Origin of the sequence: Nostoc sp. LPT (genome assembly GCF_017115165.1) — a bacterium.
GTDB lineage: Bacteria > Cyanobacteriota > Cyanobacteriia > Cyanobacteriales > Nostocaceae > Nostoc.
Genome location: NZ_JABXKF010000003.1, coordinates 40,687 through 56,843, shown reverse-complemented (window position 1 = coordinate 56,843; position 16,157 = coordinate 40,687). Strand labels below are relative to the sequence as shown.

6 protein-coding genes and 2 pseudogenes are annotated in these 16,157 nt (G+C 42.5%); 2 read left to right on the top strand and 6 right to left on the bottom strand.

All coding sequences use genetic code 11. From position 1 onward, the window contains the following. The 5 genes from HWQ58_RS00650 to HWQ58_RS00630 form a co-directional block, all read right to left on the bottom strand. A partial coding sequence (locus tag HWQ58_RS00650; protein ID WP_292856575.1) for an N-6 DNA methylase occupies positions 1-2,492 on the bottom strand: 2,492 nt, incomplete at its 3' end. Positions 2,493-2,667: 175 nt separating this feature from the next. After that, positions 2,668-2,829, bottom strand: a complete 162-nt coding sequence (locus tag HWQ58_RS00645) for a hypothetical protein (RefSeq protein WP_292856573.1) — start codon at positions 2,827-2,829, stop codon at positions 2,668-2,670. 17 nt (positions 2,830-2,846) lie between these two features. Next, positions 2,847-4,265 (bottom strand): aldehyde dehydrogenase family protein, encoded by a 1,419-nt coding sequence (locus HWQ58_RS00640; RefSeq protein WP_292856572.1) that lies wholly within the window; start codon positions 4,263-4,265, stop codon positions 2,847-2,849. 121 nt (positions 4,266-4,386) lie between these two features. Beyond that, positions 4,387-5,430: a nitrilase-related carbon-nitrogen hydrolase gene (locus HWQ58_RS00635; RefSeq protein ID WP_292856571.1), complete on the bottom strand. Its 1,044-nt coding sequence runs from the start codon at positions 5,428-5,430 to the stop codon at positions 4,387-4,389. 33 nt (positions 5,431-5,463) lie between these two features. After that, on the bottom strand, positions 5,464-6,231 hold the full coding sequence (locus HWQ58_RS00630; RefSeq protein ID WP_292856569.1) for a red chlorophyll catabolite reductase: 768 nt from the start codon (positions 6,229-6,231) through the stop codon (positions 5,464-5,466). Between the two features lie 154 nt (positions 6,232-6,385). Here HWQ58_RS00630 and HWQ58_RS00625 point away from each other — a divergent pair, with 154 nt between their 5' ends. After that, the gene (locus tag HWQ58_RS00625; RefSeq protein ID WP_292856567.1) at positions 6,386-7,369 is read left to right on the top strand and encodes an NmrA family NAD(P)-binding protein; all 984 of its coding nucleotides are present in this window, start codon (positions 6,386-6,388) and stop codon (positions 7,367-7,369) included. A 279-nt stretch (positions 7,370-7,648) separates the two neighbouring features. Here the strand turns inward: HWQ58_RS00625 and pbpC are convergent. After that, positions 7,649-9,962, bottom strand: a pseudogene (pbpC, locus tag HWQ58_RS00620) (penicillin-binding protein 1C). A 496-nt stretch (positions 9,963-10,458) separates the two neighbouring features. Between pbpC and HWQ58_RS00615 the strand changes: the two are divergent. Beyond that, positions 10,459-16,129, top strand: a pseudogene (locus tag HWQ58_RS00615) (alpha-2-macroglobulin). The last annotated feature ends 28 nt before the right edge of the window (positions 16,130-16,157 follow it).

Below are 16,157 nucleotides of genomic sequence, written 5' to 3'. Positions count from 1 at the left end.
GTCTTACTTATCCTGACTGATTTTCCCCCTCTTTGCAAAAAACTGGGATGCTCCCGTGATAGTGAGTCAAATAAATTTCTTTCTACATAAACTGGATCGCTATCATCCAGGAAGAAATCTTGAACATCTTTACCTCTGATATACCGGAATTCTTCGTCTTCAACATAGTTATCTGTTGTAACAGTTGAGCCGAAAGGCCCAGCGATTAAATTGCATAACTTTCCTAGCCTGTCATGCTCCTTAGCTGTAACTAATGACTCATAAACTAGATGTAATGGATGGTAATACTCTGAATCTATGCGGAATTCTTCATTTTCGTAGCATACACGGTGGAAGTTGACTGCTGCTGCTTCCAGCCCATCCATTAACTGCTGATACCTCACAGCATCAAACGGCGTAACAGATGGGCTAGATTCAAAAAAACTGAGCTTCTCCTTTTTGGCAAACTCAATAAACGCTTCCGCAATGCCGTCTTCCGTCAGTCCTTCGTGGTTATACAAGTCATGATCTACCACTAAATGACCGTGAACATCTTGTAAAAAATCGCCCTCCACCCCCACCACTCGCTGCATCGGCGAAGGCGGCATCAATTCGCTCAGTTCATCATCAGGCGGTGAAGTAGACGATGAAATTTTGCGCCACATCTTCTCCCTAGAATTATCCTTCCCCGATTTCCGCATCGTCGCAAAAAAGATGTTGTAGTCATCCCGGCGAGGGCAGAGTGCGCCCGCCTTCGGGTCGTCATTCCACTTCTGCACAAACAGCACCGAAGTCTTTGTACCTGTGTGCGGCTTAAACGTATTGCCATGCAGCCCCACCACTGCCAAAATCCGGCAGCGTTCCGCAATGAAATCTCGAATATTCTTATCCGATGAATTGTTAAACCGTCCTTGGGGCAGCACGATCGCCATTCTACCCCCCGGTTTCAAAAAGTCCAAATTGCGCTCAATAAATAAAATATCGCGCCCTACCTTGTTTTGCCACTTACCATCCGGCTTCTTTGCCAAATCATAGCGGGCAATCATGCGCGGTTCCTTGATATCTCCGGCAAAAGGCGGATTCGCCATCAACACATCAAACTGAAACTCTCGAAAATCTTTACTGCCTTTTGGTCGCAACCGTTTCAGCCGTTTGAACCCAGCATTATAAACGTTATCCCATTCTTCTTGTTCCGTCACTTCATTCCACAGTTCATAGTCCAGCGTGTTCAAGTGCAATATATTTGTCTGCCCATCCCCCGCAATTAGGTTCAGTGTCCGCGCCACCCGCACCGCCTTCTCATCAAAGTCGATGGCAAATACCTTCTCTTCCACATATTCCTTGCAACGGGGCGGTTTGTCTTCTAGCGAAAACAAATGACTCGCCTGCAACCCCTCATCCACCAAAATCTGCCGCCATACATGAAAAATCGTATGCACCGGAAACCCAGATGATCCCGCCGCCGTATCGATCATGTACTCATCTTCTTGTGGATTGAGCATTTTTACGCACATATCAATCACATAGCGGGGCGTAAAAAACTGTCCTTTCTCACCCTTGCTGCTCTGGTTAATCAAATACTCAAAGGCTTCATCGATTACATCCAGATTGGAGTTAAACAGCTTCACATTCTCCAAGGATGACACACAGACCGACAAGTGCGAAGGCGTAAGGCTAATTTTAGCATCTTCACTAAACACCCCTTCCCACTTTTTCTTTGCCCCATCAAACAAATCCTGAATCTTGGTTTTGAGTGCCGCTTCTGTCTGTCCCGTATTGCGAAACTCTAGAGAACGGGTTTTACGGCGGTTGCCCTGCCCAGAATACCACTCATCATAGAGCTTCGTAAAAATCAGCTTAAACAGTTCCTCAAACACATCTACCCCAGCATTCGCCAGCACCTTGTCTTCCATTTCTTCGATCAGGGTTTTGAGAGATTTATTCTCCTTTATCAACTTGTCATTAGCGATCAAGTCTTCCAGCGTGAATTTGATCTGAAGAATATCTGCCAGGGTTTGATTAGCATTGGGCAAACCAGGGATATCTTCAAAATAATTGGGATCTTTGCGCTGGTAGTAAGAGATTTGATCGCAATTTGGACAAATGGCGATCGGCGCACCCGTGGCATTGCAGTAAGAGCGAAGCTGATCTTTCCCATCTTTTAGCTTTGGCTTCTTTAGCTCTACAATCATGTAGACTGTGTTTGGACGATCTTTGTCCATCACCACAATGTCTGCCCGTTTCACCTCCCGCCCAAAGTTCACCCCATACTCGACTTGAATCCGACTGAAAGGATAGTGTAGGCGTTCATTTAAAACCTGTAAATATAGCTGCCGAATTGCTTCCTCTGGCGTAAGCTTAATTGCCTTCTGACGCACTAAACAAATGATATAAGGCACTTCGTCACTTTTGGTTGTTTTCAGAGTAATGCTCTGCTCTAACTGCTCAATTTCCGCCGCAGTAAACTGAGACAGTTTGTAGTTTGAGTCTTTGAGGATATCGGCTAGGTTCATCAGGCGCTACAGGATCTACATAAAGGCTTAGTCCGTTATAGAGTGTAACGCTATTGTAGAAACCGACCTATAGGTTTTCTTAATACTAGACAACAAATTGTTGAAAATAGACTTGTGTTCTGAACGAATGGACTCGTGTTCTCAACGAAAAGACTTGTGTTCTGAACCAAAACTATCAAAATTCTTCCAGGTGCTTTGGTTCTCGTGGACGAAACTGTGGCAGAGGCGATCGCCTCTGGTCAAATATTTTGAACAGAATGAGAATGCGATGCCAACTCTTGGAGACGCTTTGCGAACGGCGGCAAGCTACGCCATTGGTTACGGTAATGAGTTGCATAGTGATGATGGCATTGGTCACTCCCCATTCTCAAACCACCAAGGGTCATTAGTAGCGTTAGTTTTAATCAAAATAGCTTTTTTTCGCATGAACCGTTTCAGCGCGGCTGCACCCATGCGTGACCCTCCCATACCGGAGAATTTGAAGGCGTTTTTCTCTCCCTCGTGCATGAGGGCGGTAAGTGCAGCATCGTTGATACTAATAGCACCTGCATCTATCTGCTGGGAAACTTCTAAGGCTTCGGCCTCCAAGGCAAAGACAGCAGCGCTTAATCCATAAATTGAGTCATTCGCTAAAGACACTGCTTCCTCTACTGTGGAAAAAGGCATGACTGGCATAATCGGGCCGAACGTCTCTTCGGTCATCACTTTCATGGAATGATTAACTTGGGTAAGCACTGTTGGACGACACCACCAACCCCCACCTAAGTCTTCAATTACACCGCCGCAGTGAATTACTGCTCCTTTTTCAACTGCATCTAGAAGATGATCGCTAATAACGGCTGCTTGTCTTTCGGCAATGATCGGGCCAATTTCTCCACTTTCAACTGTGGGATAGGCTAGCTCAAGGCGATGTGCTTTGGCTACTAATTGATGGTAAAACTTTTCAAATATCGATTCAGCAACATAAATTCGCTCAATGGAGAGGCATGACTGTCCGGTATTGACGACGGAACCCCACAATATTGCTGAGGTTGCTAATTCTAAATTGGCTGATTCTAAAACGATCGCAGGGTCTTTTCCTCCTAATTCCAAAAAAGCCGGAATAAACCGTTTAGCAGCCGCTTCTGCTACTTTTCGCCCCGTTGCTACACTGCCTGTAAAGCACACCAAATCTACATTTTCAATCAAAGCAGATCCAGTTTCGCCTGCTCCTTCGACAAAAGTTAATACGTCGCGCAATTCAGGAACGGCGCTGATTGCTGTTTTCAGTGGTGCTACGAAGCGGGGAGCAATTTCACTGGGTTTAACAATGACAGCACAACCCGCCAGTAATGCCGGAATGGTATCAATGGTCGACAGTAACAGTGGAAAATTCCACGGGCTAATTACCCCAACTAGGGGATAAGGAACGGATGTTTGTTGCAAAGCGATAAATGGAATGGCTGTATTTTTGGCAGAGTCTTGTAACAATTCCGGCGCTAACTTACACCAGCGATCAATGCTAGAGAGGAAGGAGTCTATTTCCAATACTGAGGTCGATAATCTTCCTGTATCATTTACCAAAGCCTCTGTCAAGCGATCGCGCCCTGATAATATCGCTTGCTTCCACTGCTGTAAGGCTTCAATTCTCCCCTCTAAACCCAGTTGCTGCCAGCTAACTTGCGCCCTGCGGGTGCGCTTACATTGCTGTGCCAGCAGCCTGGGAGGCGGCGGGATAACTACGTAGTCAAATTTGCCAGTTCGAGGATTGCGGACTTCTATTGGATTAGTCATTGGTCACTTGTACTGAGCGTTCGCGTAGCGTCTCGTAGAGAAGCCGAAGTATTGGTCATTTGTCATTAGTAAAGAGTTATTGATTATTTCTTGTTTATTTCCCCATGCCCAATGCTCCAATTCAAATAATTCCCAGTTTGGCTAACCGCTCAATGGTGGCTTGCTGCGTTTGCAGGAAGTGTTTGCGGTCTACTTCTCCCTCCAGCATAGTATTAGCTGGGTAAAAGTGTGATTGGCGATAACTTTCGGCGTATAGTTCAAATCGTTGGCGTGAAAGTAAATTATTTAACCCTGGTCGGCGGCGATCGCGGCGTAATGCTCCTAAATCAATCTCTGCAAATGCTGCCATACTCTCACCTGCACCTGTTTCTGCTAAAACGATTCCGCGATGGTCAATGATTTTAGAGCCACCATCAGCCGAAGCAATGGGGATAGCAATATTAGCGATGCCTGCGGTATTAGCTGAAACTACATAAGCCATATTTTCGACGGCGCGAGTGATTTTTGCCGCATCTTTGGGCGTGAGGTTTTTGTTATATACTTCCGAGGTGGAATGGACAAAAATCTCTGCTCCTCGCATCGCCAAACACCGCGCCACTTCTGGATACAAAATTTCTTCTGATGCTAAAGCCGCCAAATTACCGATCTCCGTTTTGACTACGGGGAAAACTCCCTCTAAACCATAGCAGTCAAGATATTTATCCCAAACATCATGGGGTGTAGGAGCAAATAAGGAATTCAGCCGCCGATATCGCAAAACAATTGAGCCAGAAGGGTCAAGAATAAAGCAGGTTTGGAAGTACAATCCGGGAAAGTTGGGGTCAACTTCGTAGGCGTTACCAGCCAAAAAGATTTTATGCTTTTGGGCAATTTTACCAAGTGCCTCATACTCAGCACCAGCCATTTCTATACAAGCTTTTTCTGCCCATCCTAAGAGAGAATCTCCCATCGGGAAACCAGTCAGGAAATATTCTGGCAGTACAATTAAACGACAATCGAAGCCGATGAAAGCGATACTGGCAGCAATTTGTTGTGCTAGGCGGTTGATGGAGTTTTGCATGAGCGATCGCGCTTCGTGGCGATGGCTTGTTTGGTTGACTGCATGACAGGTAACTTGCAGCGCTAAGGCACGGTATGTGTTGAGATTATCGGTGTTATTGTCCAAAATTCCCTCACCAAATTCTATAGAATGCGATGCCTACGGCGGGCTAACGCCTACGCCACCCCAGAGCGATCGGACTAATTTATCTGTCATTTCTGCTCCAAATAACCGCACAGCAATTTGGTTGTCTGGGTCGCGTTCAGCAACAGTACGGCGCACAAATAAGTCACGCTCAGATAAAGCAGCACGCTCGGATTCTGCTACTGGTTCAGCTTCATCTACCCAACCTAGCCAACGATCTATCATCTCATGCGCTACCGTGTGAACACGAGCTAGTGTCTCTTCTGTAACTGGACTGGTGTAACACAAACTAGTATGGGATTGTACCTGACGGATATACAGCGTTTTGCTAATATACTGCTGAAAACGTGAATCTTCAAGAAACCCCAGATATGTCTGGTTCACAGGTTCGTAGTAACGATCCAAATAATTTAGGTCAGTGAATAAATCAGTCCGAGGGACGTAATCTATAAAAAAGAACAGTTCTGGAACCGTGGCAAAGACAACAGCCAAATGAGGAACACGAATTTGCGACTTGAGCCAAACAGTTAGGTGCATATTGCAAAAGCCTGATTTAGGTTCGCGCAACCATGAATGCACTAGCCAATCAATTTCTGAACCAGAGAAGGTATTGAGCGAGCCGTGGGCTTCTCCAATCAAGGCAGAGTAGTTTTGAAAGTTCTTGGTAGACGGATCTGGATCTAATTCAAAACGAGCGTCTATTTTCTGGCGGAGTTCATTTGTCCAACCCCACAACTGCTTAAATAAGGCTGTACTGTCTACATTAGGTTGCTGCTCAAGCACTGTTTGTATGTATCCTTTTTAGATAATGAATGCAAACAAACATAATATAAAAGCAAAAATCCAGCATCTAGCTTCTGTCAGAGTTATTCTTAAATCTTCCACTGAGCCAGAACGACTGTAAGTAGCGTAGAATTATTGTTTGCTTCTCCTGTCTTTGGATAAACTTAATTTAAATAAAGAACTCCAGGTAGAACAGAGAATGTCAAATTTCCCCGATCGCACAGAGTCAAACACCGATAAAGTCTTACTCATCGGAGTTACTGGCGGCACAGGTGGAAATGTCGTCAAGGGATTTCTCGAACAGGGAGTTACCAACCTGCGAGTCATCACTAGAGAAATTGATCTTAATCGTCCAACTCTTGCAAAGCTCAACGATGCCAAAGTTGAACTGGTAAAAGCCAACCTCGACGATGAAGCCTCTCTCATAGCAGCCTTTGCAGGCATTTCGGCTGTTTACTGTCATGCTACTTCTGCGGACTCTCCTAAAATTGACCCCCTAGAGGTGGAGAGGGCAAAGCGAGTTGCACAAGTTGCAAAACTTGCTGACATCAAACACTTTGTCTACAATTCCGCAGGTGGGGTAGACAGGAATTCAGGAATCCCCCGCATTGAGCAAAAGTACCAAGTAGAGAAAATTCTCAAAGCAGCTGGCTTACCGACTACTATGTTGCGAGCCTGCTTGTTTATGGAGGAGTTTTGGAAGAAGTACACGCGCCCTTCTATCCTCAAAGGTAGTTTCCCATTTTCCATTCAGCCAGATAAGCCCCTTCATCTAATTACAACCAAGGACATGGGCCGCGTTGCTGCCTACGTAATTAAACATCCCACCAAGTACATCGGTCAAGAAATTGAGTTAGCTGGCGATATGTTGACTCCTCTTCAGATGGCAGAGGCATTTTCCCAAGCGCAGGGGATGAAAGTTATCCATAAAGAAACACCCGCCTGGATTTTCTTACTCCTGCTGCAAAAGGAACTATTCGATTTGATTCAGTGGTATCGCAAACAAGGTTATCAAGCCGATGTCCAGTGTTTACGAGAACAGGAATTTCCTGGACTTCTGACCACATTTAGAGAATTTCTGGCAGAAACCAACTGGGCAAACGCGGAACTCACCTACGAGAGTCTACGATTGGACTAGTACCGCAAGACGGAAGTCAAAAGTCAAAAGTCAAAAGTCAAAAGAAATACAGCGTAAACGTTTCGTTGATTTGAAATGGTGAGGCAGTCGCTCAGAGGGGGTTCCCCCCATGAGGAACTGCCGTTAGCGCAGCGTTAGCGAGCCTGCGAGCGTCACCCGTTAGCGCAGCGTTAGCGAGTCTTCGAGCGTCAGGGGTTGTTTATTTCCGCCGCGCTGTACTAGTACACTGTGGCGAAAGTTTGCCTTAAAAGTGAAGCTTGGAGTTCACAAGGGGAAGTTTCAGACTTTTTGCTTGGGTGTTGTAGTATTAATAGAAAATCCTCGACGCGTAGGTTTAATATTAGCTAACTCCACCTGAAAGCTTACTTTGTCGCTCATTTCCCCACTTCTCGCTTCCAAAGTCCAGTTACCAGGACGCAAATTCCAAAATAAAGAATTAGCTGAGTTTGTATTTAACTTTTCACCATTCAGCCACCACTCCACAGGCGCAGATTTATTTCCTGCTAATTTAAATTCGAGTTTTTGCTTCGCTTCTTCACCAGGATAAAGTAAAAATAAATCGCCATGATGCGGAGATAAAATTCTCAAATTGGTAGAAGTAAAATTTGACTGCTGTTGTTTTGCTAACCATTCATCATACTCTGGTGGCAAATTGAATTGATTGTCACGTTCGTAATTACTTTTATCTTCTGGATAGAAATATTCCTGCACGACTGAGGTACAATCTGGTGTGGGTCGTAACCCCGAAACTGCACAAACAGGTAATTGTACTAAACCTTCTGGAGATGGAAAACCTGCTGGTTCTTGATGTTCGTGCAGATGTAACATAATTCGATTCCATAAGGGTGCTGCGCCTGTCACACCTGAAACCTGTCGCATCGGTTCACCGTTGAAATTGCCTACCCAAGTAGCGACGGTGTAATCTGTAGTGAAGCCAACAGTCCAAGTATCTCGAAAATTGGAAGAAGTGCCAGTTTTAACAGCTGAAGGAAAGGGTAAATTTAACACCGAGTCTACACCAAATGCTGTTGCACGAGCATAGCTATCACTGAGTATGTTGGTGATTAATTGCCATATTGTCGTCGAATTTTGGATTGTATATTTGGGATTTTGGATTGGGGAATTGGAAAATGTGCTTACTAAAGGGGTAGCATTTCCTTGTCGTGCTATGGTTAAGTATGCACGGGCTAATTCCCAAAGGCTGACTTCGCCACTACCTAGAGTCAAACCCAAACCATAATGTTCTGGAGTTTGATTGAGGTGTTCAAATCCCAGTTTATGCAGTCGTTCTAAGAAAGTTTCCACACCGACTTTTTCTAATACGCGCACTGCGGGTACATTTAAAGAATTTGCTAAAGCGATTCGCACCCGCACAGGGCCAAGAAATCTTTCGGTGTAATCTGTGGGGCTGTAAAGTTTCGCGCCGGGAATTGCATAATGGGCGGGTACATCTGCCAAAATGGTATTTGGACGAATTAAACCTTTTTCTAAAGCTAGTTCATAGACAAAAGGCTTAAGGGTAGAACCTGGTTGACGTAGTGCTTGCACTCCATCATTGCCTCCCAGTTTGGCTTCATTAAAGTAATCAGGTGAACCGACATAAGCCAAAACTTCACCAGTGTGGTTATCAATCACCAACGCGGCTGCATCATGGACATTGTTAGAGGCTAGAGAAGAAATTACTTGTTGTACCTGTGCTTCGACAAACTGCTGCAAAAGGCGATTTATAGTCGTGCGGATGGGCGAATTTTGTTCTGTTTGCTTCTTATCAAACTGATTGGCTAACCAAAATAAAAAGTGTGGTGCAGCGATAATTCCCCCTTGGCGAGAACTGAAACACAACCTTTTCGGTGTGTGTTCGGGCTGCGATCGCCTCACTAATATACTTTTCCTGTACCATCCGATTAAGGACGTATTTTTGTCGCTGCTTCAGCCGTTCCCAATGCTCATAAGGATTAAAGTATGTGGGATTATTAGGAATAGCAGCCAATAAACTAGCTTGAGCAAGATTCAACTCATTAGCTGGGATGGAAAAATAAGTCCGCGCGGCGGCTTCCACACCATATATATTCCCTCCCATTGGCAGCCGATTGATATATGCAGAAAGAATTTCATCTTTGTTCATCCCTGCTGCTAACCGCCAAGATAGCCAAATCTCACTCAGTTTACCAGAGAAGCTGCGCGGCACTGGATCTAACATCCGCGCCAACTGCATAGTAATTGTGGAAGCGCCGGAAACAATTCTTTTGGCGTGGATGGCTTCTTTGCTAGCGCGGATAACAGCTTTCACATCCAACGCCCCATGATGGTAAAAGCTGCCATCTTCGGCGGCTAAAATCGCCTGGGTAAAATGGAGCGAAACCTGATTGAGTGGTACTACTGATGTATGCTCTTGATCGCGGGTGAGTAGTGTTCCTAATGGTAAACCATTGCGATCGCTAAATTGCATTGCCAACTTATTTTGGGCAATATCTGCGGCCCGAATGGGCGCAAAATAAGGGAGTAAGCGTACCACCAGACAGATTAGCAGCACAGCCAGGATAATCTTACTAGTGTGCTTAAGTTTGAGTAGCGATCGTAAAATTAGTTTCATCAGGGAATTCCCTGTCTAAGAAAACCTACCTTAATCTTGACGCAGCGATTACATCTACATCAGTAAATATTTCAAATCCTTAATAATTAATTTTTACTAACTTAGCAGATGTAAATTAATGTTTGCAAAATTTAAATACTTATTTATAGTTAAGAATTGTAGTCATTTTTGGAACAATAACACTAGATTAGTTATCTATGTAAATAAACATACGTTACATCCAAAGCTTGTGTAAAAATAACTAGTTATACTGCGTCCTTTATTAGTGTTGGCATTTTCGACTTCATGAGGTAATGCAAGTTTTTATTTGCTATAGTGTGTGAATTTTTTATTTTTAATTACTAGAAAGATGATTGTTAGAGTTTTACTGCGTTTCCAGCATAAAATAACCTATTGCGTTCTTAGCATTATTGGCAGTTCCTTAAAAAAAATTAGGCGTTCTTCAAGCCGGAAAAGAACAATACAGTTTCTTCTGATATTTACATTTATACTAGGGATGGCAGGGTGTAATTTTTTTGGTATCAATTCAAGTAAAGAACAACTTCCAACAGTATCCCCACTCACACCACCAAAATTACCAGGCTGGATTGAACAAATAAGTCCCATTGGAGATGCAAAACCCCTCAACCAAATCCGCATCCGTTTTAAAGAAGCTTTAATCCCAGTTGAAAGTCTTGATAGTCCAGAACAGCAAAAAATATTACAAAAATTTGCCCTTTGGCCGCCTTTACCCGGTCAATTTCGCTTTTTAACACCGCGTATGGTGGGATTTCAAGCTGAGAAAGCATTACCAATAGCGACACGATTTCAAGTCACTCTCAAAGCAGGTTTAGCCGATTTAAAAAATCATCGACTAGACAAAGATTTACCTTGGACTTTCAACACTGAATCCATAAAATTAACTAATTTACCCGGTATCAATCCCATCGAGAAGGCTGATATCGAACCAATTGATTTACAACAAAAGTTACAGTTTACTTCTAATGTCGAATTGGATTTAGCTTCTGTACAAGAACATTTACAGTTAATTCCTGAAGGTAAAAATAAAGGTATAGGTTTTAAAGTTGAGTTAAACAAGGAAGAAAAATCATTAAAAAATGAAGAAGACCCTTTAGAAAAATTTGACCCTTCAGCACGCAATTGGATTTATAACCTCATCCCACAGCAAAATCTTGAAAAAGCGACTAGTTATCGCCTAGTATTTTCTCCAGGAATACGTCCTGCTTATGGTAATCTATCTACAGAGAAAGAATTTGCAACGAAGTTAGCAACTTATTCGCCTTTGGCATTTCAGAAAATTAACTTTTACGGACAACCAGATGCAGGAGGAACTTTTGGAAGATTTATAAAAGGTAGTCCACAGCTAGAATTTAATAATGTTTTATTGCCAGATTCAGCTAAAGAAAATATTACCATTAATCCAGCACCAAAAGAAATTTCGAGAATTATCCAAATAAATGATGAAGATAAAATAGTCGGTATCAATCCTTATGCACTAGAACCTGCCAAGACTTATACAATTACTATCAGTGGAAATCTCAAAGATAAATTTGGGCAAACTTTGGGTAAACCCGTCGCACTTAAATATGATACTGGAGATTTAGCTGGAGATATCTGGGTACCATCAGATTTGAATATTTTTCCTACAAGTAAAGATTTACAGTTAAATATTAGTACAGGAAATCTACCAGAATCTAAATATAAAGCAGCTTATCGAGTAGTTAAACCTACAGATTTAGTTTATTTTAATAATAGCAGTGATTTATTACCACAACCTTCTGAATGGCAAAGCTTTAAGGTATCGGGTAAGAAAAATCAATCAGTTGATATTGCTGTTCCTCTGCGGGAAAAAATCAATGCTGCTACGGGGATGTTAGCTTATGGAGTCCAAGCCCGCACTAATAAATATCAAGAGAATGGTAAGGAACTGTGGCGCGAACCTACGACTTATGGCATGGTTGAATTGACAAATTTGGGCGTATTTACTCAGTGGTTTCCTGAGTCAGGGTTAATTCGCGTCAATCATCTTACAGATGGTTCACCAGTTAAAAATGGCGCTATCGAAATTTATCAATCAAAATTACAAGCAAAATCTCGCCCCGAACCAGTACCTTGTGCAAGAGGTAAAACAGATGAAAATGGAATTTTTAGAATTGTTCGTGAAGGATTACAGCAATGTTATTCTGGGAATGAAAGCTCTAGTAAATCACCACAACTATTAGTAATTGCCCGTGAAAATCAAGATTGGGCCTTCGCTAGAACTGAAGAGTATAGCGGTGTTTATGGATATGGCATTGATGCAGGTTGGCAAGATAATAAGCCAGAATCACGTGGGGTAATTTTCTCGGATAGACAGTTATATCAACCAGGTGAAAAAGCTTGGTTAACTGGTTTTGCAGATTATTTACAAAATGGTGTAATTCAGCAAGATAAAAATGCTGCTTACCAATTAACTTTGGTAAATCCCGATGGGCAAAAAACCAGCATAGGTACGCAAACCACAAATGAATTTGGCAGTTTTTCTCTGGAATTACCAATCAAAACTACTCAGCGCTTAGGCTACTATACAATCCAGGCGAAAAGTAAAAATGGGCAAGAAATTTCTGGAGAATTTCGGGTAGCTGAGTTTAAGCCACCCAATTTTAAAGTCGAACTCAACTTAGATAAAGAATTTGCATACATTGACGAGAAAGTAAATATTAATGCTACAAGCAATTATTTGTTTGGTGCGCCTGTGGAAGGTGGAGAAGCAAAATATTTTATTACTCGTCAGCAGGCTGATTTCGTTCCTAAAGGTTGGGAGGGATTTACTTTTGGTAGGCAATGGTTATGGCCAGAGGAAACGCCTACTATATCTAGTGATGTATTGCAAACTAATGTCCAACTAGATGCTAATGGTAAAAGTAATCAAACTGTAAATGTGGCAAATGATTTACCATATCCGATGACTTACCAAGTGGATGTGCAAGTTGCAGATGTTTCTAATCTGTCTGTAGCTAATTCCAAAACATTTACAGCCTTACCGAGTAATCGCCTCATCGGCTTAAAAAGTAATTTCATCGCTGATGCTGGTAAGCCTTTTCCCATTGAAGTGATTGTTACTGACCCTAGAGGAAAACCAATTACAGGTCAACGGGTGCAGCTGGAATTACAACAGATTAAATACAGCAGCGTCACGCAGTTGGTGGAAGGTAGCCGAACACCAAAAAATCAAGTTGAATATAAAACAGTAGGACAAGCAGAAATTACATCTGCGAGTAATCCGCAATCGGTAAATTTGACAGCACCGGAATCCGCTTCATATCGAAATTAGAGTTAATTTTAGCGATGCTAAAGGTGAATTAAGTGCTACAGATTTACAAATTTGGGCAACTGGAGAAAATCCAGTATTTTGGGGTTCTAGAGAAGAAGATGTTTTAGAAGTTAAATTAGATAAAAAAGAATTCAAACCTGGTGAAACTGCTACTGCCCTAATTCAATCTCCCTATCCAGATGCAGAATTGTACTTTGCTGTGATTAAAGATAAACCCCTTTATCAGCAAATTACCAAAGTTCAGGGAGGCGCACCACAAATTCAGTTTCAAGTCACTCCAGAAATGTTACCAAACGCAGCCATTGAAGCTGTCTTAGTAAGACAAGGTAAACCCATAAATCAAGTGGAAGCGGGAAGTTTATAAAACTTGGTGAAGATTGGTTTTACACCTTTTAAAGTTAACTTGGAGGATAAGTATTTAAAACTGCAAGTGAAACCAGCGCAAGCATCATTAGAACCTGGTGCAGAGGAAACAGTACAGTTAGAATTAAAGGACAATCAAGGAAACCCCACCAAAGGACAGTTTACAGTCATGGTGGTAAATGAAGCGGTGTTACAACTTTCTGGTTATCGTCCGCCCAATTTGGTAGATACAGTTTACGCAGAACAGCCAATATCTACCCGCTTTAGCGATAATCGCCCAAATGTTATATTACAAGCACAAGATGTAGCTAAACCCAAAGGTTGGGGTTATGGCGGTGGTTTCTCAACTGGTGCAGCCAATACTCGCACTCGCACCGATTTTCAAGCCTTAGCTTACTACAACGGTTCTATCCTTACCGATGCAAATGGGAATGCACAGATAACCTTTAAACTCCCGGATGACTTAACTACATGGCGAGTGATGGCTGTCGCTACCGATGGAAATCTGCGTTTCGGGAATGGGGACGCGACGTTTATCAGCACCAAGCCACTGCTCACTAATGCCATCTTGCCACAGTTTGCCCGTCCAGGCGATCGCATCCTCGCCGGTTTATCCGTAACTAACAACACTGGAAATACAGGAAATCTCTCAATTAATGGCGAACTTAGCGGTAATGTAAAGTTCGCTGATAAAAACCCCATAGCAACTTCTTTGCAAACCAAAACTGAATCTGCAACTCATGCTTATCGCTTTCCCATGCTGGCGGATAGGGTGGGAGTTGGTAAAGTTCGCTTTACCACTCAGTTAAATGGTACAGCCGCAGATGCTTTTGAAGTACCTTTGGAAATTAAGCCAATTGAAATTACAGAACAAGTCGTTGAATCTGGTGTCACTGAAAAACAGGTGAAGATTCCCCTGAATGTTGATAAAAACACCTTCCCTGATGCAGGAGGTTTAGATATTCAGTTAGCGAGTACTTTGATACCAGAAATTAAAGCACCAGCAAAACAAGTTTTAGAAGATGATGATTTGCCGTTTACAGAACCGGCGGCGAGTCAGTTAATAATTGCGGCAAATCTGCAAACTCTTGCCAAGAAATATGACCAGAACTTTGGAGAATTTAATCCTAGCCAACAAGCTAATCAAGCAATTGAAAAATTACAAAAACTCCAAATAGCCGATGGTGGTTTTGCTACTTTCCCTGGACAAGAAAAATCCGACCCTTGGGTTTCTTCCTATACAGGAGAATCTTTGGCTAAAGCCAGTCAGGTATTTCCTAATTTCGTCGATTCTGCAATGGTATCTCGTCTGAAAACTTATTTACAAAAAGTTTTAGCAAACCCTGGAGAATACGACTTTTGTAAACAACTACTCTGTAAAAGGCAACTGCAACTTAATGCTTTAATCGCTTTAGCAGAATTGGGAGATAAACGCAATACTTTCCTTGCAGATATTTATGAACAGCGCAATAACTTTGATGTCGCAACTCAAATTAAACTAACGCGATACTTATCTCAATTTCCAGAATGGCAAGATGAATCTCAACAACTAGTGAATAAACTGCAACAGAATATCTATGAAACTGGCCGCACAGCAGTCGTAAGTTTACCAACTAGTTGGGGGTGGATAAGTTCAGCTACTACGACACAAGCGCAAGCTTTACGCTTATTTATTGCCAAACAAAGTAAACCCGAAGTTATAGATAAGTTATTCCAAAGTCTTCTGGCATTACGACGCGATGGTACATGGCAAACTAACTATAATAATGCCCAAGCTTTAACAGCTTTGGTAGATTATAGTCAACTGCAATCCACACCACCTAATTTTATTGCCACAGTGCAATTAGCTGGTAATAAATTAGGCGAAAATCGGTTTAATGGCTACCAAAATCCTAGCTTACAGCTAAATGTGCCGATGAATAAATTACCTCGTGGGCGTAATGATTTAACGCTGCAAAAATCAGGTAATGGCACTTTGCACTATCTGGTTGCTTATAATTATCGCTTGCAAGGTAATCAAGCAGGCAGGTTTAACGGACTACGCATAACACGAGAGATTAGTCAAGTAAATGAAGAAAAAGTTTTGCAAAAAACAGGTCTTTACGCTTTTGATAAACCCTTGACTTTAGCCTCTGGACAGGTGTTTGATATTGGTTTAGAAATTATCGCCGATCATCCTGTAGATCATTTGGTGATAAAAGATCCGCTACCATCAGGTTTTGAGGCGGTGGATGCAAGTTTTCAAACTACTACTGCTGCATTACAAGCAAAAGCCGATAGCTGGGAACTTGGTTTTAAGAATGTGTACCGCGATCGCATTATCGCCTACGCCGACCACCTGGAACCAGGAGTTTATAGCCTACATTACTTAGTCCGTTCTGTTACTCCTGGTACATTTTCTTGGCCTGGTGCCCAAGTTCACTTGCAATATGCGCCAGAAGAATTTGGGCGTACTGCTGAGTCTACATTAATATTGGAAGATGGGAAATAATAATTGTACTTTATTGCATTTCTGCAAC